General features: G+C 59.9%; 18 protein-coding genes. 5 read left to right on the top strand and 13 right to left on the bottom strand.

The window, feature by feature from the left end:
* Positions 1-134: 134 nt before the first annotated feature.
* From lpdA to sdhC, 7 genes are all read right to left on the bottom strand, one after another.
* Entirely contained in the window at positions 135-1,571 is a 1,437-nt protein-coding gene (lpdA, locus tag C8K58_RS24705) for a dihydrolipoyl dehydrogenase (RefSeq protein WP_027607060.1), read from the bottom strand.
* Between the two features lie 101 nt (positions 1,572-1,672).
* On the bottom strand, positions 1,673-2,896 hold the full coding sequence (gene odhB, locus C8K58_RS24700) for a 2-oxoglutarate dehydrogenase complex dihydrolipoyllysine-residue succinyltransferase (protein ID WP_027607059.1): 1,224 nt from the start codon (positions 2,894-2,896) through the stop codon (positions 1,673-1,675).
* Positions 2,897-2,940: 44 nt separating this feature from the next.
* Positions 2,941-5,772 carry a 2-oxoglutarate dehydrogenase E1 component gene (locus C8K58_RS24695; protein WP_027607058.1) on the bottom strand — a complete coding sequence of 944 codons (2,832 nt, stop codon included), beginning with the start codon at positions 5,770-5,772 and terminating at the stop codon, positions 2,941-2,943.
* Positions 5,773-6,033: 261 nt separating this feature from the next.
* Positions 6,034-6,738 carry a succinate dehydrogenase iron-sulfur subunit gene (locus tag C8K58_RS24690; RefSeq protein ID WP_003172807.1) on the bottom strand — a complete coding sequence of 235 codons (705 nt, stop codon included), beginning with the start codon at positions 6,736-6,738 and terminating at the stop codon, positions 6,034-6,036.
* Positions 6,739-6,749: 11 nt separating this feature from the next.
* On the bottom strand, positions 6,750-8,522 hold the full coding sequence (gene sdhA / locus C8K58_RS24685) for a succinate dehydrogenase flavoprotein subunit (protein ID WP_027607057.1): 1,773 nt from the start codon (positions 8,520-8,522) through the stop codon (positions 6,750-6,752).
* A gap of 3 nt (positions 8,523-8,525) precedes the next feature.
* On the bottom strand, positions 8,526-8,894 hold the full coding sequence (gene sdhD, locus C8K58_RS24680) for a succinate dehydrogenase, hydrophobic membrane anchor protein (protein WP_003172805.1): 369 nt from the start codon (positions 8,892-8,894) through the stop codon (positions 8,526-8,528).
* Entirely contained in the window at positions 8,888-9,262 is a 375-nt protein-coding gene (sdhC, locus tag C8K58_RS24675; RefSeq protein ID WP_003172804.1) for a succinate dehydrogenase, cytochrome b556 subunit, read from the bottom strand. Before sdhC ends, sdhD begins: the two co-directional genes overlap by 7 nt.
* A 365-nt stretch (positions 9,263-9,627) precedes the next feature.
* On the opposite strand from sdhC, the gene gltA reads away from it, so the two are divergent.
* Positions 9,628-10,917 carry a citrate synthase gene (gltA, locus tag C8K58_RS24670; RefSeq protein ID WP_027607056.1) on the top strand — a complete coding sequence of 430 codons (1,290 nt, stop codon included), beginning with the start codon at positions 9,628-9,630 and terminating at the stop codon, positions 10,915-10,917.
* Between the two features lie 230 nt (positions 10,918-11,147).
* On the opposite strand, the gene C8K58_RS24665 is transcribed toward gltA, so the two are convergent.
* The 3 genes from C8K58_RS24665 to C8K58_RS24655 all read right to left on the bottom strand — a co-directional run bounded on the left by C8K58_RS24665 (position 11,148) and on the right by C8K58_RS24655 (position 14,229).
* Positions 11,148-12,806: a cation acetate symporter gene (locus tag C8K58_RS24665; RefSeq protein ID WP_027607055.1), complete on the bottom strand. Its 1,659-nt coding sequence runs from the start codon at positions 12,804-12,806 to the stop codon at positions 11,148-11,150.
* Positions 12,803-13,114, bottom strand: a complete 312-nt coding sequence (locus C8K58_RS24660; RefSeq protein WP_027607054.1) for a DUF485 domain-containing protein — start codon at positions 13,112-13,114, stop codon at positions 12,803-12,805. The genes C8K58_RS24665 and C8K58_RS24660 overlap by 4 nt, the downstream gene beginning before the upstream one ends.
* 263 nt (positions 13,115-13,377) lie before the next feature.
* The gene (locus C8K58_RS24655) at positions 13,378-14,229 is read right to left on the bottom strand and encodes a glycine betaine ABC transporter substrate-binding protein (protein WP_027607053.1); all 852 of its coding nucleotides are present in this window, start codon (positions 14,227-14,229) and stop codon (positions 13,378-13,380) included.
* A 332-nt stretch (positions 14,230-14,561) separates the two neighbouring features.
* Here C8K58_RS24655 and C8K58_RS24645 point away from each other — a divergent pair, with 332 nt between their 5' ends.
* The gene (locus tag C8K58_RS24645) at positions 14,562-16,115 is read left to right on the top strand and encodes a glycosyl hydrolase family 17 protein (RefSeq protein WP_108574508.1); all 1,554 of its coding nucleotides are present in this window, start codon (positions 14,562-14,564) and stop codon (positions 16,113-16,115) included.
* An 80-nt stretch (positions 16,116-16,195) separates the two neighbouring features.
* On the opposite strand, the gene C8K58_RS24640 is transcribed toward C8K58_RS24645, so the two are convergent.
* Positions 16,196-16,564 carry a hypothetical protein gene (locus C8K58_RS24640; protein ID WP_092358527.1) on the bottom strand — a complete coding sequence of 123 codons (369 nt, stop codon included), beginning with the start codon at positions 16,562-16,564 and terminating at the stop codon, positions 16,196-16,198.
* 236 nt (positions 16,565-16,800) lie between these two features.
* Here C8K58_RS24640 and C8K58_RS24635 point away from each other — a divergent pair, with 236 nt between their 5' ends.
* On the top strand, positions 16,801-18,099 hold the full coding sequence (locus tag C8K58_RS24635; protein ID WP_027607050.1) for a serine/threonine protein kinase: 1,299 nt from the start codon (positions 16,801-16,803) through the stop codon (positions 18,097-18,099).
* Positions 18,092-18,880, top strand: a complete 789-nt coding sequence (locus C8K58_RS24630; protein ID WP_027607049.1) for a VacJ family lipoprotein — start codon at positions 18,092-18,094, stop codon at positions 18,878-18,880. Before C8K58_RS24635 ends, C8K58_RS24630 begins: the two co-directional genes overlap by 8 nt.
* Positions 18,881-18,934: 54 nt before the next feature.
* Here the strand turns inward: C8K58_RS24630 and C8K58_RS24625 are convergent, their stop codons facing one another.
* Positions 18,935-19,849, bottom strand: coding sequence for a DUF808 domain-containing protein (locus C8K58_RS24625; protein ID WP_027607048.1), 915 nt, complete (start codon positions 19,847-19,849; stop codon positions 18,935-18,937).
* 291 nt (positions 19,850-20,140) lie between these two features.
* On the opposite strand from C8K58_RS24625, the gene C8K58_RS24620 reads away from it, so the two are divergent.
* Positions 20,141-20,746, top strand: a complete 606-nt coding sequence (locus tag C8K58_RS24620; RefSeq protein ID WP_027607047.1) for a TetR/AcrR family transcriptional regulator — start codon at positions 20,141-20,143, stop codon at positions 20,744-20,746.
* Positions 20,747-20,864: 118 nt separating this feature from the next.
* Here C8K58_RS24620 and C8K58_RS24615 read toward each other — a convergent pair whose 3' ends face one another.
* Positions 20,865-21,305, bottom strand: a complete 441-nt coding sequence (locus C8K58_RS24615; RefSeq protein WP_027607046.1) for a heme-binding protein — start codon at positions 21,303-21,305, stop codon at positions 20,865-20,867.
* Between the last annotated feature and the right edge of the window lie 10 nt (positions 21,306-21,315).

Raw genomic sequence — 21,315 nt, 5'->3', positions numbered from 1 at the left:
ACTGCTGCTTGCGCAACTTGCGGGGCTCAAGGCCCGTAAAGCTGCGCAAGACTGCGTCCAGCGGATATTCCGCGGTGAGTCTTGCGCGCAAGGCTCACGACGGGCAACTCCGCCGTGGTTTCTTATTATCTCGCTTAGCGCTTCTTCTTGTTGGCGATGTGGATGGCATGGCCATTCACTGCCAACGCGGCTTCGTGCAGCGCTTCGGACAGGGTCGGATGGGAGAAGACCATCATGCCGATGTCCTCGGCACTGGTGCCGAATTCCATACCGATCGCGCCCTGCTGAACCAGTTCTGCTGCGCCTGGGCCAATCACGTGGACGCCCAATACGCGGTCAGTCTTGGCATCAGCGATGACTTTGACAAAACCACCGGTGTCGTTGGCTGCCATGGCACGGCCAGAAGCGGCGAACGGGAAGGTGCCGACGTTAACTTCAACGCCTTCAGCTTTCAACTGCTGTTCGTTCTTGCCGACCCATGCAATTTCCGGGTGGGTGTAGATAACCGATGGGATCAGGTCGTAGTTCATCTGGGTCTTGTGGCCCTTGATGCGCTCGACCACCATGATGCCTTCTTCGGAAGCCTTGTGCGCGAGCATCATGCCGCGAACCACGTCGCCAATGGCGTAGACGCCCGGAACGGTGGTAGCGCAGTGATCGTCAACGTGGATGAAGCCACGCTCGTCGATGTTCACGCCGCTGTCGGAAGCCAGCAGGTCGGTGGTCACTGGACGGCGACCAACGGCCACGATCAGCTTGTCGAACGTGATGGTCTGTTCGCCATCCTTGTCGGTGTAGGTCACGACGACTTCTTCGCCGTTGACCTTAGAGCCGGTCACGCGAGCGCCCAGCTTGATGTCCAGACCTTGTTTGGTCAGGGTTTTCAGCGCTTCCTTCGACACTGCGGTGTCAGCAGCCAGCAGGAACGTGTCCAGGGCTTCCAGCACGGTCACTTCGGAACCGAGGCGGGACCAGACCGAACCCAGTTCCAGGCCGATGACGCCGGCGCCGATCACGCCCAGGCGCTTAGGCACAGCCTGGAATTCCAGGGCGCCGGTCGAATCAACGATCACGTTCTGGTCAACCGGAGCTGGTGGAATATCGATTGGACGCGAACCTGGGGCCAGGATCACGTTCTCGGCTTCGATGACTTCTACCGAGCCGTCCGGCTTGGTGATTTCAACTTTTTTGCCGGCCAGCAGCTTGCCGTGGCCTTGCAGGGAAGTCACGCCGTTGGCCTTGAACAAGGTGGCAACGCCGGAAGTCAGGCCTTTGACGATGTTGGCTTTACGGCCGACCATTGCTGGCACGTCCATGGTCACGCCGGCATGGTTGATGCCGTGGATCGCGAAACCGTCCTGGGCTTCGTGGAATTTCCAGGAGCTGTCCAGCAGCGCCTTGGACGGAATGCAACCGACGTTCAGGCAAGTACCGCCCAATGCCAGTTTGCCTTCCTTGTCGGTGTATTTTTCGATGCAAGCAGTCGAGAGGCCCAGTTGTGCGGCCTTGATGGCGGCAACGTAGCCGCCAGGACCCGCACCAATCACTACAACGTCAAATTTCTGCGACATGAAAATAGTTCCTCTATTTAGCAGCAAGCTTTCAAGCCGCAAGCCCCAAGCCCAACTGCCTTATCCGGCAATCTGTCACTTGAGACCTGCAGCTGCTTCTATCAGATATCCAGCAGCAGACGAGCCGGGTCTTCCAGCAGGTTCTTGATGGTCACCAGGAAAGTCACGGCTTCTTTACCATCGATCAGGCGGTGATCGTAAGACAGCGCCAGGTACATCATTGGGCGGATCACGACTTGGCCGTTGATGGCCATCGGACGCTGGATGATGTTGTGCATGCCCAGGATCGCGGCTTGTGGCGGGTTAACGATCGGCGTCGACATCATCGAACCGAAGGTACCACCGTTGGTGATGGTGAAGGTACCACCGGTCATCTCGTCGATGGTCAGCTTGCCGTCACGGGCTTTCTTGCCGAAGCCGGCGATGCCGCCTTCGATTTCAGCCAGGCTCATCAGTTCGGCGTTACGCAGGACCGGGACCACCAGGCCACGGTCGCTGGACACGGCAACGCCGACGTCTGCATAACCGTGGTAAACGATGTCGCCGCCGTCGATGGAAGCGTTGACTGCCGGGAAGCGTTTCAGCGCTTCGGTGGCCGCTTTCACGAAGAACGACATGAAGCCCAGGCGCACGCCGTTGTGGGACTTCTCGAACAGATCCTTGTACTTCGAACGCAGAGCCATGACTTCGGTCATGTCGACTTCGTTGAAAGTGGTCAGCATCGCCATGTTCGACTGTGCTTCAACCAGGCGCTTGGCCACGGTGGCACGCACGCGGGTCATCGGCACACGCTTCTCGGTGCGGTCGCCGGCAGCGAACACAGGCGCAGCGGCAGCCGGGGCAGCAGCCTTGACAGGCGCGGCAGCCGGAGCGTTTTTCTTGGCTTCAACAGCAGCGACCACGTCTTCCTTGGTCACACGGCCGTCTTTGCCGGTGCCTTTGATGGAAGCCAGGTTGATGCCGTTTTCTTCAGCCAACTGGCGAGCAGCCGGTGCGGCGATTGGATCTTCGCCACCCGCAGCCGGAGCGGCAGCAGGTGCCGAGGCAGCGGCCGGTGCAGCAGCGGCAGCAGGAGCAGCGGCAGCGCTGCCCTCTTCGATCGAGCCGAGTACCTGGTTCGACAGAACGGTAGCGCCCTCTTCGGCAACGATTGCGCCCAGCACGCCGTCAGCTTCGGCCAACACTTCCAGCACGACTTTGTCGGTCTCGATGTCGACGATCAGGTCGTCACGCTTGACGGCCTCACCTGGTTTCTTGTGCCAGGTGGCAACGGTGCCATCGGCAACCGATTCCGGGAATGACGGGGCTTTGATTTCGATAGCCATTATCTGTGGGTCCTTAAAATTCGGTTTCAGTCAGCGCGAAGGCGTTAAACAGTGAAAGCATCTTGCAGCAGTTTTTCCTGCTGCTCGGCGTGCATCGACGCATAACCACACGCAGGTGCAGCGGAAGCATCACGGCCGGCGTACTCCAGGCCCAGGGCCTTGTTGTGGTTACCGATGCTGCGACGCAGGTGATGCTGGCTGCTGTACCAAGCGCCCTGGTTCATCGGCTCTTCCTGACACCACACCACGTTAGTGAGGTTGGTGTAAGGCGCGATGGCCTCCATCAGGTCGTCTTCCGGGAACGGATAAAGCTGCTCGATACGCACGATGGCGATGTCTTCGCGGCCTTCGGCACGGCGTTTTTCCAGCAGGTCGTAGTAGACCTTGCCGCTGCACAGCACCAGGCGAGTCACCTTGGCCGGGTCCAGCGTGTCGATTTCTGGAATAACGGTCTGGAACGAGCCATCCGCCAGATCTTCCAGGGTCGAGATGGCCAGTTTGTGACGCAGCAGCGACTTCGGCGTCAGCACGACCAGCGGCTTGCGCAGCGGGCGGATTACCTGGCGACGCAGCAAGTGGTAGATCTGTGCCGGGGTGGTCGGCACGCACACCTGGATGTTGTGCTCGGCGCACAGTTGCAGGTAACGCTCCAGACGGGCCGAGGAGTGCTCAGGGCCCTGACCTTCATAGCCATGTGGCAGCAGCATGGTCAGACCGCACAGGCGACCCCACTTGTGCTCGCCGCTGGTGATGAACTGGTCGATAACCACTTGGGCGCCGTTGGCGAAGTCGCCGAACTGGGCTTCCCAGATCACCAGCGCATTCGGCGTGGTGGTCGAGTAACCGTATTCGAACGCCAGTACCGCTTCTTCGGACAGGAACGAATCGTACAGGTCGAAACGTGGCTGGCCTTCGTAGAGGTGCTTCAGCGGAACGTAGGTGCTTGCGTCTTTCTGGTTGTGCAGAACCGCGTGACGGTGCGAGAACGTACCACGGCCGATGTCCTGGCCAGTCATGCGGATCGGGTGACCTTCGAACGCCAGGGTCGCGTACGCCATGGTTTCGGCGTAACCCCAGTTGATCGGCAGGCCGCCGGCTTGCATCTTCTGACGGTCTTCGTAGATCTTCGCAACCTGGCGCTGCACCACGAAGCCTTCCGGAATTTCCAGCAGCTTGGCGGACAGTTCCTGCAGGGTCTTCAGATCGAACGAGGTGTCGTGACGCGCCGTCCAGGTGTGACCCAGGTACGGACGCCAGTCAACGAACAGCTCTTTGTTCGGCTCCTTGACCAGGCTTTTTACGACATGCAGACCATTGTCCAGCGCGTTGCGGTATTCATCGATCTTCGCCTGAACACGTTCATCGTCAACGATACCGGCCTTGGTCAGGCTTTCGGCATACAGCTCACGGGTGGTGCGCTGCTTGGTGATCTGCTGGTACATCAACGGCTGGGTGCCGCTTGGTTCGTCGGCTTCGTTGTGACCGCGGCGGCGGTAGCAAACCAGGTCGATCACCACGTCACGCTTGAATTGCATGCGGTAGTCGACAGCCAGTTGGGTCACGAACAGCACGGCCTCCGGATCATCGCCATTCACATGGAGGATCGGCGCCTGGATCATCTTGGCAACGTCGGTGGCGTACTCGGTGGAACGCGCGTCCAACGGGTTGCTGATGGTGAAGCCAACCTGGTTGTTGATGACGATGTGAACGGTACCGCCGGTCTTGAAGCCGCGGGTCTGCGACATCTGGAACGTTTCCAGGACCACGCCTTGACCGGCGAATGCCGCGTCACCGTGGATGGAAATCGGCAGGACCTTTTCACCGGTGGTGTCGTTACGACGATCCTGGCGAGCACGGACCGAACCCTCGACCACTGGAGAAACGATTTCCAGGTGGGATGGGTTGAACGCCATGGCCAGGTGAACTTCACCGCCGGTGGTCATCACGTTGGACGAGAAGCCCTGGTGGTATTTAACGTCACCGGAACCCAGCTCGACCTTCTTCTTGCCTTCGAACTCGTCGAACAGCTCACGCGGGTTCTTGCCGAAGGTGTTGACCAACACGTTCAAGCGACCACGGTGGGCCATGCCGATCACGATTTCCTTGGTGCCGTAGGAACCGGAACGCTGGATCAGCTCGTCGAGCATCGGAATCAGGCTCTCGCCGCCTTCCAGGCCGAAACGCTTGGTGCCCGGGTATTTGGTACCCAGGTATTTTTCCAGGCCCTCGGCTGCGGTCACGCGCTCAAGCAGGTGGCTGCGCACGTCGGCGGACAATACCGGACGGCCACGCACGCCTTCCAGGCGATGCTGGAACCAGTGGCGTTGCTCCGAATCGGTGATGTGCGTGAACTCAGCGCCGATGGTGCGGCAATATGTCTGCTGCAACGCTTCGTGAATTTCGCGTAGGCTCGCTTCCTCTTTGCCGATGAACAGGTCGCCGGCACGGAAGGTCGTATCAAGATCGGCATTGGTCAAGCCGTAATGATTGATCGACAGGTCAGCAGGTGCAGGACGCTGCCAGAGCCCCAGCGGGTCAAGCTGGGCCGCCTGGTGGCCACGCATCCGGTAGGCCTGGATCAGTCGCAGTACTTCAACTTGCTTCTTCTCGTGCTCACTGCTCACGCTGCCGGCGGAAACCGGTTGGGCGCGGCGCTGGTTCTTTGCCAGCAGCACGAACTGATCGCGAATTGTTGCGTGCGATACATCGGTGGCAGCGTTGCCGTCTGAAGACAACGTCTGAAATTTGGTGCGCCATTCTTCTGGCACAGCGTTAGGGTCGTGCAGGTAGAGCTCATAAAGCTCTTCCACATAGGCAGCGTTACCACCTGAAAGATAGCCGCTGTTCCACATGCGCTGCATCACGCTTTCTTGCATGCTTGGTCACCCTCGATTTGGGGACACCACCGGCGAAAACACCGAGTTTGCTTGCAAAAGGCCAAGTGCAGCGACCAAAACAAGCCACTTAGGATCACGCTGATAGTTCGGGTACCAACCCGAATGCCCCTGCTTGTCTCATTTCTTCAAAATAAGAGCTGCGGCTTTGTAAGTCGCTGCTCAAGTTAAAACTACGGCGCCGGTTGAAGCCTGCGCCGTAGCATTTACGGGCACAACGGTCCTGCTTTGTTACAACGTCAGTTACACACCGCTTTGCAGCAGCATGTTACGGATGTGACCAATGGCCTTAGTCGGGTTCAGGCCTTTGGGACATACGTTGACGCAGTTCATGATCCCGCGGCAGCGGAATACGCTGAACGGGTCATCCAGCGAAGCCAGGCGCTCGGACGTCTTGGTGTCGCGGCTGTCTGCCAGGAAGCGGTACGCTTGCAGCAGGGCAGCTGGACCCAGGAACTTGTCCGGGTTCCACCAGAAGGACGGGCACGACGTCGAGCAGCAGGCGCACAGGATGCACTCGTACAGGCCATCGAGCTTTTCACGCTCTTCTGGGGACTGCAGACGCTCGATGGCCGGAGCCGGCGTGTCGTTCTGCAGGAACGGCTTAACTTTCTCGTATTGCTTGTAGAAGATGCTCATATCAACGACCAGGTCACGGATAACCGGCAAACCTGGCAGAGGACGAACGATCAGCTTGTTGCCTTTGACAACGGCGGACAGCGGCGTGATGCACGCCAGGCCGTTTTTGCCGTTGATGTTCATGCCGTCGGAACCGCACACACCTTCACGGCAAGAGCGACGATAGGAGAAACCTTCGTCCTGCTCTTTGATCAGTGCCAATACATCCAGCACCATCAGGTCTTTACCACCGGTATCGACCTGGAACTCCTGCATGAACGGCGCAGCGTCCTGATCAGGGTTGTAACGATAAACACTGACTTTCAACATGGCAGCCACCCTTAGTAAGTCCGAATCTTCGGTTCAAACGTCGGAACCGTCTTCGGCGAGAAGTTCACGGCACGCTTGGTTACGCGCTTGTCACCCGGGAAGTACAGGGTGTGGCACAACCAGTTTTCGTCATCGCGATCTTCAAAGTCTTCACGAGCGTGGGCACCACGGGATTCCTTACGAACCTCGGCGGCGATCGCAGTCGCTTCAGCCACTTCCAGCAGGTTTTGCAGTTCAAGGGCTTCGATACGAGCGGTGTTGAACGCCTGGCTCTTATCGTTGATCTTGACGTTGGCGATGCGCTTGCGCAGATCGGCCAGCTGGGCAATACCCTTCTGCATGTATTCGCCGGTACGGAATACACCGAAGTAGTTCTGCATGCAGCTTTGCAGCTCGCGACGCAGGGTTGCCACGTCTTCGCCATCAGTGCGCTCGTTCAGAGCGTTCAGGCGCGCCAGGGCGGCCTCGATGTTGGCGTCGGTGGCGTCATCGTATTCGATGCCGTCGGTCAGGGCTTTTTCCAGGTGCAGGCCAGCCGCGCGGCCGAATACCACCAGGTCGAGCAGCGAGTTGCCGCCCAGGCGGTTGGCACCGTGTACCGATACGCAGGCCACTTCGCCTACCGCGAACAGACCGTGGATGATCTCGTCCACGCCTTCGGCGTTCTGGGTGATCGCCTGGCCATGAATGTTGGTCGGAACACCGCCCATCATGTAGTGGCAGGTTGGAACAACCGGAACCGGAGCAACCACCGGGTCCACGTGGGCAAAGGTCTTGGACAGCTCACAGATACCCGGCAGGCGGCTGTGCAGCACTTCTTCACCCAGGTGATCGAGCTTCAGCAGTACGTGGTCGCCATTCGGGCCACAGCCGTTACCGGCGATGATTTCCTTGACCATCGAACGGGCAACGACGTCACGACCCGCCAGGTCTTTCGCGTTCGGAGCATAACGCTCCATGAAACGCTCGCCGTGCTTGTTGATCAGGTAACCACCTTCACCACGGCAACCTTCGGTGACCAGTACACCGGCGCCGGCGATGCCGGTCGGGTGGAACTGCCACATTTCGATGTCCTGCACCGGCACGCCGGCACGCAGTGCCATGCCGACGCCGTCACCGGTGTTGATCAGGGCATTGGTGGTGGAAGCGTAGATTCGGCCTGCACCGCCGGTCGCCAGAACGGTAGCCTTGGCGCGGATGTAGGTGGTTTCACCGGTTTCGATGCAGATGGCGATCACGCCAACGAATGCACCGTCGGCGTTCTTCACCAGATCCACTGCGTAGTATTCGTTCAGGAACGTGGTGCCGGCTTTCAGGTTGCCCTGATAAAGCGTGTGCAGCAGCGCGTGACCGGTACGGTCGGACGCGGCGCAGGTACGGGCAGCCTGGCCGCCTTTACCGTAGTCCTTCGACTGGCCGCCGAATGGACGCTGGTAGATGCGACCCTGTTCGGTACGGGAGAACGGCAGGCCCATGTGGTCCAGCTCGAACACCGCGGCCGGGCCTTCCTGGCACATGTATTCGATAGCGTCCTGGTCACCGATGTAGTCGGAACCCTTGACGGTATCGTACATGTGCCAGCGCCAGTCATCGTTCGGGTCGGCGGACGCGATGGCGCAGGTGATGCCACCCTGGGCCGACACGGTGTGGGAGCGCGTCGGGAATACCTTGGTGATCACGGCAGTCTTGTGACCGCCCTGGGCCAGCTGCAGCGCTGCGCGCATGCCGGCACCGCCGCCACCAATGATGATGGCGTCGAAGGAAATAGTTGGAATGTTAGCCATGAATCAGATACCCCAAAGAATCTGCACACCCCAGACGAAGTAAGCGAACATCGCGACGCCGCATACTGCCTGGAAGAGGAAACGGACTGCGGTCGCGGACTTGCCCAGCGCCATCGGCGTCAGGTAGTCGGTCGCGATGGTCCACATGCCGACCCAGGCGTGAGCGCCCAGGGCTACAAGGGCCAGCAGGCTGAAGATTCGCATCGCATTGTGGGAAAACAGCCCGTGCCATTGCTCGTAGCCGATGCCCGGGTTTGCGACGAGGTATCCGATCAGGAAAATGAAATAAGCCGCGAGAACGACCGCAGACACACGCTGCGCCATCCAGTCATAGAGGCCCGAACGCGATAGGTTCGTAACGCTGGTTACCATATCCAAACTCCTGCCAGAACGATCAGCACCACGGAAATGGCGATGATGATTTTCGAGCCCAGGCGGCCGCCTTCCAGCGTCTCACCGATGCCCATGTCCATGATCAAGTGGCGCACACCGGCTACCAGGTGATACAGCAGAGCGGACAGGAGGCCCCATGCTACGAACTTGGCCAGCGGGCTGGTCAAGCATGCCTTCACCTCGGCGTATCCTTCCTCGGAACCCAGGGATTTGCTCAATGCATAAAGCATGATGCCCAAGCCCAGGAACAGGATGATGCCGGAAACACGGTGCAGGAACGACGTAACGCCGGTGATGGGGAGTTTGATGGTCCTTAGGTCTAGGTTTACAGGTCGTTGGCTATTCACGGCTTTTTTTCACACTGAAGAGCCCCTAACAATCAGGGCAAAGTTGTTGGGGAGTGCGACTGGTCAGGTAAGCACCACCCAGGGAGTGCGACCCCCAATGAAAGCAAGCCCAAAAGCCCTTGGCGGTCGGTGGCCGAGTATAGACAGTTAGGTTACTAATGACAACGCGCGCACCTCACCCTAATAGCGGATTGCGCTGGCGGGATAAAAGGCGTAAATGGCAGGCAATTTCGAGGAAAAAGTCCGGTTAAAGCCTTCTGGGGCAAGACTTTAGGCAAATTGACATCTGAATTTATCTCACTATAGTGGTGCGGGCCCTGCGTGGGGGGTCTGTCTGATGATTTGAAGCATAAATAGGAGGCCACATGGCTGACAAAAAAGCGCAGTTGATCATCGAGGGCGCAGCCCCCGTCGAGCTGCCCATTTTAACCGGCACCGTTGGTCCCGATGTTATCGACGTACGGGGCCTGACGGCCACGGGCCGTTTCACTTTCGACCCAGGCTTCATGTCGACCGCCTCTTGCGAGTCGAAGATCACCTATATCGACGGCGACAATGGCATCCTGCTGCACCGGGGCTACCCGATCGAGCAACTGGCGGAAAAATCGGACTATCTGGAAACCTGCTACCTGCTGCTAAATGGCGAATTGCCAACAGCCGAGCAAAAAGCCCAGTTTGTCAGCACCGTGAAGAACCACACCATGGTTCACGAGCAGTTGAAGACCTTCTTCAACGGCTTCCGTCGCGACGCCCACCCGATGGCGGTCATGTGCGGCGTGGTCGGCGCCCTGTCGGCCTTCTATCACGACTCCCTCGACATCAATAACCCGCAGCATCGCGAAATTTCCGCGATCCGCCTGGTTGCCAAGATGCCGACCCTGGCCGCAATGGTTTACAAGTACTCCATGGGCCAACCCATGATGTACCCGCGCAACGACCTGACGTACGCGGAAAACTTCCTGCACATGATGTTCAACACCCCGTGCGAGATCAAACCGATCAGCCCGGTGCTGGCCAAGGCAATGGACCGGATCTTCATCCTCCACGCCGACCACGAGCAAAACGCCTCCACCTCCACCGTGCGCCTGGCAGGCTCTTCGGGTGCCAACCCGTTCGCCTGTATCGCCGCCGGCATCGCAGCGCTGTGGGGTCCTGCCCACGGCGGTGCGAACGAAGCCGTATTGACCATGCTCGATGAAATCGGCGATGTGTCCAACATCGACACGTTCATCGCCAAGGCCAAGGACAAGAACGATCCGTTCAAGTTGATGGGCTTCGGTCACCGGGTCTACAAGAACCGCGACCCACGCGCCACCGTCATGAAGCAGACCTGCGACGAAGTGCTGAAGGAACTGGGCATCAACAACGATCCGCAACTCGAACTGGCCATGCGCCTGGAAGAGATCGCCCTGACCGACCCGTACTTCATCGAACGCTCGCTGTACCCGAACGTCGACTTCTACTCGGGGATCATCCTCAAGGCGATCGGCATTCCAACCAGCATGTTCACCGTGATCTTCGCCCTGGCGCGGACCGTGGGCTGGATCTCCCACTGGAAAGAAATGCTCTCCAGCCCGTACAAGATTGGCCGCCCGCGCCAGCTGTACACCGGCTACGAGTCGCGTGACATTACCAAGCTGGAAGATCGCAAGTAAGCACCTTTCAGCAGCACCGAAAACGGCCTCCCTCAGTGGAGGCCGTTTTTATTTGTGGCGCCTGATCTACCGCCATCGGGGGCAAGCCCCCTCACACATTTGAACGTATTCATAGATCAAGTGTGGGAGGGGGCTTGCCCCCGATGAGGCCAGTAGCAGCCCCCCATAAGCCCCAGGCAAAAAAATACCCCGGCCTTTCGACCGGGGCATTTCTTTATCCAGCTACAACCTTAGTGATTAACCGCCCCACTCGCCCCCAGGCCAGTCTGCGAACGCACAAACTGCGGGAAGTACAGCGCACGCTCTTTCTCTGCCGCCGCCGACTTGTCGGTGATGGAGAAGAACCAGATACCGATGAACGCAATGATCATCGAGAACAGCGCCGGGTATTCGTACGGGAAGATGGCTTTTTCGTGATGCAGGATCGAGACCCAGATGGTCGGACCCAGGATCATCAGGCCAACGGCACTGATCAGGCCCAGCCAACCGCCAATCATCGCGCCACGGGTGGTGAGGTTTTTCCAGTACATGGAAAGCAGCAACACCGGGAAGTTACAGCTGGCGGCAATCGAGAACGCCAGGCCGACCATGAACGCGATGTTCTGGCTTTCGAACAGGATGCCCAGGCCAATCGCCAACACTGCGAGGGCGATGGTGGTGATCTTCGATACGCGAATCTCATCCTTTTCGTTGGCCTTGCCTTTCTTGATCACGCTGGCGTACAGGTCATGGGACACCGCCGAAGCACCGGCCAGGGTCAAGCCGGCAACCACGGCGAGGATGGTGGCGAAGGCCACCGCCGAGATGAAGCCCAGGAAGATACTGCCACCCACCGCGTTGGCCAGGTGCACCGCCGCCATGTTGTTACCGCCCAGCAAGGCGCCTGCAGCATCCTTGAACGCCGGGTTGGTGCTGACCAGCAGGATCGCGCCGAAGCCGATGATAAAGGTCAGGATATAGAAGTAGCCGATGAAGCCCGTGGCATACAGCACGCTCTTACGCGCTTCCTTGGCGTCGCTTACGGTGAAGAAGCGCATCAGGATATGCGGCAGGCCGGCGGTACCGAACATCAGTGCCAGGCCCAGGGAGAACGCGGAGATCGGGTCTTTCACCAGGCCGCCGGGGCTCATGATCGCTTCACCTTTAGGGTGGACCTTGATCGCCTCGGAGAACAGCGTGTTGAAGTCGAAGTTGACGTGCTTCATCACCATCAGCGCCATGAACGAAGCACCGGACAGCAACAGCACCGCCTTGATGATCTGCACCCAGGTGGTCGCCAGCATGCCGCCGAACAGCACATACAGGCACATCAGGATCCCGACCAGGATCACCGCCACATGGTAGTCGAGGCCGAACAGCAGCTGGATCAGCTTGCCCGCCCCCACCATTTGCGCGATCAGGTAGAACGCCACCACCACCAGGGAACCACAGGCCGACAGGCTGCGGATCTGGGTTTGCCCGAGGCGATAGGACGCCACGTCGGCAAAGGTGTACTTGCCCAGGTTACGCAGGCGCTCGGCGATCAGGAACAGAATGATCGGCCAGCCCACCAGGAAGCCGATCGAGTAGATCAGGCCGTCGTAGCCGGAGGTGAACACCAGTGCGGAAATACCCAGGAAGGACGCGGCCGACATGTAGTCGCCGGCAATCGCCAGGCCGTTCTGGAAACCGGTGATCTTGCCGCCGGCCGCATAGTAGTCGGCCGCCGACTTGTTGCGCTTGGAAGCCCAGTAGGTGATGCACAACGTCGCGCCGACAAAGGCCACGAACATCAGGATCGCTGCGATATTCAGCGGTTGTTTGTGCACTTCACCGGTCAATGCATCCGCCGCCCACACCGCAGGAGCGAAGACCGAAGCGCCGAATACTGCCAATAGACGACGGATCATTGCGCAGCCTCCTTGAGAATCGCATTGTTCAGGTCGTCGAATTCGCCGTTGGCGCGTCGCACATAGATGCCGGTGAGGACAAAGGCCGACACAATCAGCCCGACCCCGATGGGGATGCCCCAGGTGATGGATGAGCCGGGGCTGAGTTTAGCCCCCAGTACTTGTGGCCCGTAGGCGATCAACAGGATGAATCCGGAGTACAGCCCTAGCATGATCGCCGAGAGAATCCAGGCGAACCTTTCCCTTTTTCTCACCAGCTCCTTGAAACGCGGGCTGTTTTGAATCGAGAGGTAAATGCTGTCGTTCATTGTTTTTATCCTCGCAGCACAGCTTTTTTATTATTGGTACGTATCCACTGTATGCGGCTACGGAACAGGTTCCAGACGACCTTAGTATTAGACGGAGTGTAGCGAGGGATTGAGAGGGCGCAGAAACATTTGCGGGTGACGAAAATAATGTGGGAGGGGGCTTGCTCCCGATAGTGGTGAGCCAGTCAGATCATTGACGACTGACACACCGCAATCGGGGGCAAGCCCCCTCCCACAGGGGGTTGTATCAAGGCATTGGGGGGTTATTTACCGGTCCACTCGGCTACGCGCTCAGGGTGCTTGGCCACCCAGTCCTTGGCCGCTGCATCAGGCTTGGCGCCTTCCTGGATAGCGAGCATGACTTCGCCGATCTCATCCTTGGAGGCCCACTGGAATTTCTTCAGGAACGCCGCGACTTCCGGCGCTTTCTTCTCCAGGCCCTTGCTGCCGATGCTGTTGACGGTTTCAGCAGCACCATAAATCCCTTTTGGATCGTCCAGGAAACGCAGTTTCCACTTGGCGAACATCCAGTGTGGCACCCAGCCGGTGACCGCAATGGATTCCTGTTTGTCTTCGGCACGGGTCAGCTCGGCGATCATCGCCGCACCCGAACTGGCTTGCAGTTTGTAGTCGAGGCCGTACTGCTTGATGGCTTCGTCGGTCTTGAGCATCACGCCTGAACCGGCGTCGATGCCGACGATCTTGTTCTTGAAGGTGGTGTCGGTCTTGAGGTCTTCGATGGACTTGGCCTTGACGTACTCCGGCACGATCAAGCCGATCTTCGCATCCTTGAAGTTGGGGCCGTAGTCGACCACCTTGTCCTTGTTCTTGGTCCAATACTCGCCGTGGGTCACCGGCAGCCAGGCGGAGAGCATGGCATCGAGCTTGCCGGTGGCCACGCCCTGCCACATGATCCCGGTGGCGACCGCTTGCAGTTTGACGTCATAACCGAGCTTTTCCCTGATCACCTCTGCCGCCACATGCGTGGTGGCAACGCTGTCGGACCAGCCATCTACATAACCGATGCTCAGGGTTTTGCTGTCGGCGCTGGCCAGTGTGGAGCTCATCGCAACTACCAGAGTGGCAGCTGCGCCCAAGAGTCGTCGCATCTTCATCGTACTTCCCCGAAAGTGCTGCGCCCGACGGATGTCGAGCGACGTCAACCTGTTGTTATGTGGTGCGCCGCGCCCCCTTCACGCGCATCGATCCGGCTGCTGCGACATCAGTGGAGTGCTGACACGTCGATCATCAACCTGCCGCAGCCTTCGACCTGCTCTGTCAGCGACCTCATGCAAGCAAGAAACGACATCACATCGCCAGTAGGACTTTTTGTAGGACTTAACCCCACGATCCCGCCTGAACTTTGCATGTCAAAATTATGCAGCCCCACTGGGATAGCGCAAATCCGGGTAAGATGCGCGCCTTTGCTCCCCCAGATAAGCCGACCATGCCCGCGACTGCCCGCTTCCCTGCCCTGCCCTATTGCTTCGCTTTGATCCTCGGCCTGCTGGCCCTTGTCGGCTACTGGTATGGCCTCGGCCGGCCGGTGGTGCTGCCAGATGTGGCCAGTGCCAGTCACAAGCTGCAATGCGCGTCGTACACACCGTTCGACAAGGACCAATCGCCCTTCGACCAACCGTTCACACTGCGCCCCGCGCGCATGGACGCCGACCTGGCCCTGCTGGCCACCCGCTTCGAGTGCATCCGCACCTACTCCATGACCGGCCTGGAAGCCTTGCCGGACCTGGCGCGCAAGCATGGGTTAAAGGTGATGGCGGGCGCCTGGGTCAGCAGCGACCCGGTCGCGACCGAAAAAGAAGTCGACCAACTGATCGCCTCGGCTAACGCCAACCCCGATGTGGTCACCTCGGTGATCGTCGGCAACGAAGCGCTGCTGCGCAAGGAAGTCACCGCCAAACAGCTGGTGGCGCTGATCCATAAGGTCAAAAGCCAGATCAAGCAGCCGGTCACCTACGCCGACGTCTGGGAGTTCTGGCTGCAGCACCCGGAAATCGCGCCGGCGGTGGACTTCCTGACCATCCACCTGCTGCCCTACTGGGAAGATGACCCCTCCGGCATCGACCAGGCCCTCAAGCATGTGGGCAATGTACGCCAGACCTTTGGCAACAAATTCGCGCCCAAGGACATATTGATCGGCGAGACGGGCTGGCCCAGCGAAGGCCGCCAACGCGAAACCGCGGTGCCGAGCCGGGTCAATGAGGCCAAGTTCATGCGTGGCTTCGTGGCCATGGCCGAGGCCAATGGCTGGCACTACAACCTGATCGAAGCGTTTGACCAACCGTGGAAGCGCGCCAGTGAAGGTGCCGTGGGCGGCTACTGGGGCCTGTTCGATGCCGACCGCCAGGACAAGGGCATCCTCGCCGGGCCGGTGACCAATGTGCCGCACGGGCCGCTGTGGCTGGGGGTCGGCGGGATTATCCTGCTGGGCACGCTGGTGCTCGGTGGTCGCGTCCGCAGCTCGCGCGCCGCGATCGCCCTGCCCCTGCTGGGTGCAGTGGCTGCCTGCGCCATCGGCACCTGGGCCGAACTGACCCGCGTGACTGCGCGCTTCAACGATGAGTGGGCATGGGCCGGTTTACTCGTGGCGCTGAACCTGCTGGTACTGGCCCACGCGGCCCTGGCCCTGAGTGCCCGTGAAGGCTGGCGCGAACGCCTGTTCAGCTGGCTGGAACACCGTGCCGGCTGGCTGGTGGCAATCGCCGGGTTCGCGGGCGCCGTGATGATGCTGGCACTGGTGTTTGACCCACGCTACCGCAGCTTCCCGAGTGCGGCGCTGCTGCTGCCGGCGTTGGTGTACCTGGTTCGTCCAGTGACCGGGCCACGCCGGGAGATTGCCTTGCTGACCTTTATCATCGGGGCCGGCATTGCGCCACAGCTGTACCGTGAAGGCTTGCTGAACCAGCAGGCTTGGGGTTGGGCGGTGGTCAGTGGGTTGATGGTTGTGGCTTTGTGGCGGTGCTTGCGGATGCGCAAGGCTTAAGAGCGCCATCGGGGGCAAGCCCCCTCCCACCTTTGGACTGCGTTCTCATGTGGGAGGGGGGTTGCTCCCGATTGGTCTTGTCAGGCGCGCCGCGACTGCCTGACCAACCGCAACCCCGCAATCACCACCGCAAACACCGCAAACGAGGTGTTGTACAACGCCAGGGCCGGCAGCCCGAACGCCAGCCCCAGTACCGCCAAGCCCCATCCCGCACGGCCCGGCACGAAAAACGCCAGCACCGAGGTCACCAGCGCGGCCCAGCCCAGCACCTTGAAGTGAATCATCAAGCCCAGGTTCGAACGCACCTGGCATTCCCAGCGGCTGGCCTCGTCGGCACAGATGCCGACCCACTGGCCATCTTCCATAAAGCCGTAACGCGCGCCATAACTGGCAGCCAGCCATAACGGCAGGGCAATAAGCAGCAAAATCAACGGCAAGCGGCGGGACATGGAGCACTCCGATAGGCAAAAACGGCGCTCAGCTTAATGCGCCGGCGGCCGTTAGCAAGGTGCATACACACAATTAGTGTTCACTAATGCATGGCAAAGTGTATCGTCTCGCTACTATTACCCCGAATCCGACGTTATTTTCCGACTTTTCGTGCCGAGAGCTGGCACTTCGGTGGCAACGCGGTGGTCATAGCCTGCGAACTTCATTAAGCACGTTTCCTCTTAGGGATTAAGTCATGCTCCGTTCCTTGCGCTGTGCTGCCTTACTGGGCAGCCTTTTTTTGAGTGCGTCAGCACTGGCCGTCGATATCGACCAAGCCAGCTATGGCTACCCTTTGACCAACCCATTCGAAGCGACCATCGCCACCACACCGCCTGACCTTCGGCCGACATTGCCGACCGACGACGAGATCAATCAGTCCGACTACACCCTGAACATGCGCCCCGAGCGCGAGTTCAGCCTGCCGGACAACTTCTGGGCAGTGAAGAAACTCACGTACCGCATCGCCAAGCAGGACCGGGCCGCGCCGCTGATCTTCCTGATCGCAGGCACCGGTGCGCGGTTTGACAGCAGCATCAACGAATACCTGAAAAAACTGTATTACCAGGCCGGCTACCACGTGGTGCAACTGTCGTCGCCCACCAGCTTCGACTTCATCGCCTCTGCGTCGCGCTTCGCCACCCCCGGCATCAGCCAGGAAGATGCCGAAGACATGTACCGCGTGATGCAGGCCGTGCGCGCCCAGAACGCTTCGCTGCCGGTGACCGACTTCTACCTCACCGGCTACAGCCTCGGCGCGCTGGATGCGGCATTTGTCAGCAAGCTCGACGAGACCCGCCGCAGCTTCAACTTCAAGAAAGTGCTGCTGCTCAACCCGCCGGTCAACCTCTACACCTCGATCACCAACCTCGACAAGCTGGTACAGACCGAGGTCAAGGGCATCAACAACACCACCACCTTCTATGAACTGGTGTTGAACAAGCTGACCCGTTACTTCCAGCAAAAGGGCTACATCGACCTCAACGACGCCCTGCTCTACGACTTCCAGCAATCCAAGCAGCACCTGACCAACGAACAGATGGCCATGCTGATCGGCACCTCGTTCCGCTTCTCGGCGGCCGACATCGCCTTTACTTCGGACCTGATCAACCGCCGTGGCCTGATCATCCCGCCGAAGTACCCGATCAGCGAAGGCACCAGCCTCACGCCGTTCCTCAAGCGCGCACTGCAATGCGACTTCGATTGCTACCTCACCGAACAGGTGATCCCAATGTGGCGCGCCCGCTCCGACGGCGGCAGCCTGTTGCAACTGGTTGACCAGGTCAGCCTGTACGCCCTCAAGGACTACCTGCACGCCAGCCCGAAAATCGCCGTCATGCACAACGCCGATGACGTGATCCTCGGCCCGGGCGACCTTGGTTTCCTGCGCAAGACCTTCGGCGATCGCTTGACCGTCTACCCCCTGGGCGGCCACTGCGGCAACCTCAATTACCGCGTCAACGCCGACGCCATGCTGGAGTTCTTCCGTGGCTAAATATCTTCTGCTGCTTGCCGCCCTGATGTGCGCAGGCGTTGCCAATGCCGACAACAGCAAGGCTCACGCGCCTGTGGTGATGGACTCCGACGGATTCAAGGAGCCGTTGAGCAAACTCAAGTTCAACCCGGGTCTGGACCAACGCGAATTCGAACGCTCGTCGGTCAACGCCCTCAACGTGTATGACCCGCTCGAATCGTGGAACCGCCGCGTGTACCACTTCAACTACCGCTTTGACCAATGGGTGTTCCTGCCGGTGGTCGACGGTTACCGCTACGTCACGCCAAGCTTCCTGCGCACCGGCGTGAGCAACTTCTTCAACAACCTGGGCGACGTGCCCAACCTGTTGAACAGCCTGCTGCAACTCAAGGGCCACCGTTCCCTGGAAACCACCGGGCGCCTGCTGCTCAACACCACCGTCGGCATCGCCGGCCTGTGGGACCCGGCGACCGCCATGGGCCTGCCGCGCCAGAGCGAAGACTTCGGCCAGACCCTGGGCTTCTACGGCGTGCCCGGCGGTGCCTACCTGGTGCTGCCGATCTTCGGCCCGTCGAACCTGCGCGACACCGGCGGCCTGCTGGTGGACTACACCGCCGAGTCCCAGATCAACTTCCTCAACGTCTCCGAAGTCAGCTCCAACCACCCGGAAATCTGGGCCCTGCGCGCGGTGGACAAGCGCTACCAGACCAGCTTCCGCTACGGTCAGATGAACTCGCCGTTCGAGTATGAGAAGGTGCGGTATATCTACACGGAATCGCGCAAGTTGCAGATTGCCGAGTAAATAACGCCCGTAAAAAAGGCCATTCGATTGAATGGCCTTTTTTGTGTCGGCGATTTATGCCCTGAGCGCTTTCCAGCTCTTGCCCACCACACTGACCACTGCCACTACCACCGCCCCGGCAACAATCCCCGCCACCGCATTCAGTAACGTCGGCATCAACCACGCCAATCCACCTGTGCTCTGGCTCACACCCTCGATCCAGTGATGCACCACCGGCACGCCATGGGTAAGGATGCCACCGCCGACCATGAACATCGCCGCCGTGCCGATCACCGACAGGCTCTTCATCATGTACGGTGCCGCCCGCAGGATGCCGCCACCGATACGGCGAGCCATCTGGCCAGGCTTCTGGGTAAGCCACAGGCCCAGGTCATCCAGCTTGACGATGCCAGCCACAAGCCCGTAGACGCCGATGGTCATGACGATGGCGATGCCCGACAACACGATCACCTGCTGCATCAGCTGCGCATCAGCCACGATACCGAGGGTGATCGCGATGATTTCCGCCGAGAGGATGAAGTCGGTGCGGATAGCGCCTTTGATCTTGTCCTTTTCGAAAGCCACCAGATCGGTCGCCGGGTCGGCCACGGCTTCGACCAATTGGGTGTGTTCGGCCTGGTCTTCAGCCTGGCTGTGCAGAAATTTATGCGCGAGTTTTTCGAAGCCTTCGAAACACAGGTACGCACCGCCGAGCATCAACAAGGGCGTCACCGCCCAGGGTGCAAAGGCGCTGATCAACAGCGCCGTCGGCACCAGGATCAGCTTATTGACGAATGACCCCTTGGCCACCGCCCACACCACGGGAATTTCCCGCTCGGCGCGCACACCGGAAACCTGCTGGGCGTTAAGCGCCAGGTCGTCACCCAGCACGCCGGAGGTCTTCTTCGCGGCCACCTTTGTCATCAAGGCAACGTCATCGAGTACCGCGGCGATATCATCAATCAACACCAACAAGCTGCTTCCTGCCATGAATCGGGCTTCCTTAAGAGAGGGATGGGCGGAGCATAACGCGGCGCAGGGCTTTGCGGGCACATTGTTGAGGCCCGCGGATAGCCGGTGCTACCATGCGCAACCGCCTGTCCTGGCAAGGAAACTCCCCGTGCTCAGTTTCATAGATACGTTTCTCTTTTGGCGAGTGGCTGTTGTCGTCAGGCAAGGAGCCGCGACGACTCATAGCTCGCTATGGGGAGGAGCGGCGACGCAGAATGGCGGCAACAGACGCCGTCAAACAGAAACAGTATCTGTGAGACTGAGCACTTTATGAGCACCATTCGCGAGCGCAACAAAGAAAAGATCCTGCGGGCGGCGAGCGAGGAGTTTGCCGACAAGGGCTTCGCCGCGACCAAAACCAGCGACATCGCCGCCAAGGCCGGGCTGCCCAAGCCCAACGTCTATTACTACTTCAAGTCCAAGGACAACCTCTACCGCGAGGTGCTCGAAAGCATTATCGAGCCGATCCTGGCGGCGTCCACGCCGTTCAACCCCGAGGGCGAGCCTTCAGCGGTGCTGAGCAACTACATCCGCTCGAAAATCCGCATCTCCCGCGACCTGCCCTTCGCCTCCAAGGTGTTCGCCAGCGAAATCATGCATGGCGCACCGCACCTGAGTGCCGAGCAGGTCCAACAACTCAATGCCCAGGCCAAGCACAATATCGACTGCATCCAGAGTTGGGTGGATCGCGGGGTGATCGCGGCTATCGACCCTCATCACCTGATGTTCAGCATCTGGGCGGCGACGCAGACCTATGCGGATTTCGACTGGCAGATTTCCGCGGTGACCGGCAAGGCCAAGCTGGATGAGGCCGATTATGAAGCGGCGGCGCAGACGATTATTCGGTTGGTGCTCAAAGGCTGCGCGCCGGACTGATGCACCGAGGTGCCTGTGCCAATCGGGGGCAAGCCCCCTCCTACCTATTGAACCGTGAATACGCTCAAGACTGTGGGAGGGGCTTGCTCCCGGTGAGGCCCTTACAGTCACACACCACTCAAGCTGATACCCCCGCATCCGCCCTCAACCCAAGCCCTTCGATCGCCGTGATCGCACACTGCTCATCAATATCCGACGTATCCCCGCTGATCCCGATCGCCCCCAGTACCGCCCCCGCCTGATCCCGAATCAACACCCCACCCGGCGCCGGCACCACGCTGCCTTGCCCCAGGCTGTTCAACGCCGCGATAAACGCCGGCCGTTGCTGTGCGTCCAGCGCCAGCAAGCGCGAGCCCTTGCCCAGCGCAATCGCGCCCCAGGCCTTGCCGATGGCGATGTGCGGGCGCAGCAGGCTGGCGCCGTCTTCGCGCTGCACGGTGATCAAGTGGCCACCGCTGTCGAGCACCGCAACGGTCAGCGGTGCGGCTGAGATCGTGCGCCCTGCGCTGAGGGCCTGGCTGGCCAGTTGGGTGGCAATCTTCAAGGTTAAAGCGCTCATGGTGCCGTCC

It is taken from the genome of Pseudomonas sp. GV047 (assembly GCF_003058245.1).
GTDB classification, from domain to species: Bacteria; Pseudomonadota; Gammaproteobacteria; order Pseudomonadales; family Pseudomonadaceae; genus Aquipseudomonas; species Aquipseudomonas marginalis.
This window is presented reverse-complemented; position numbering and strand designations above follow the sequence as displayed.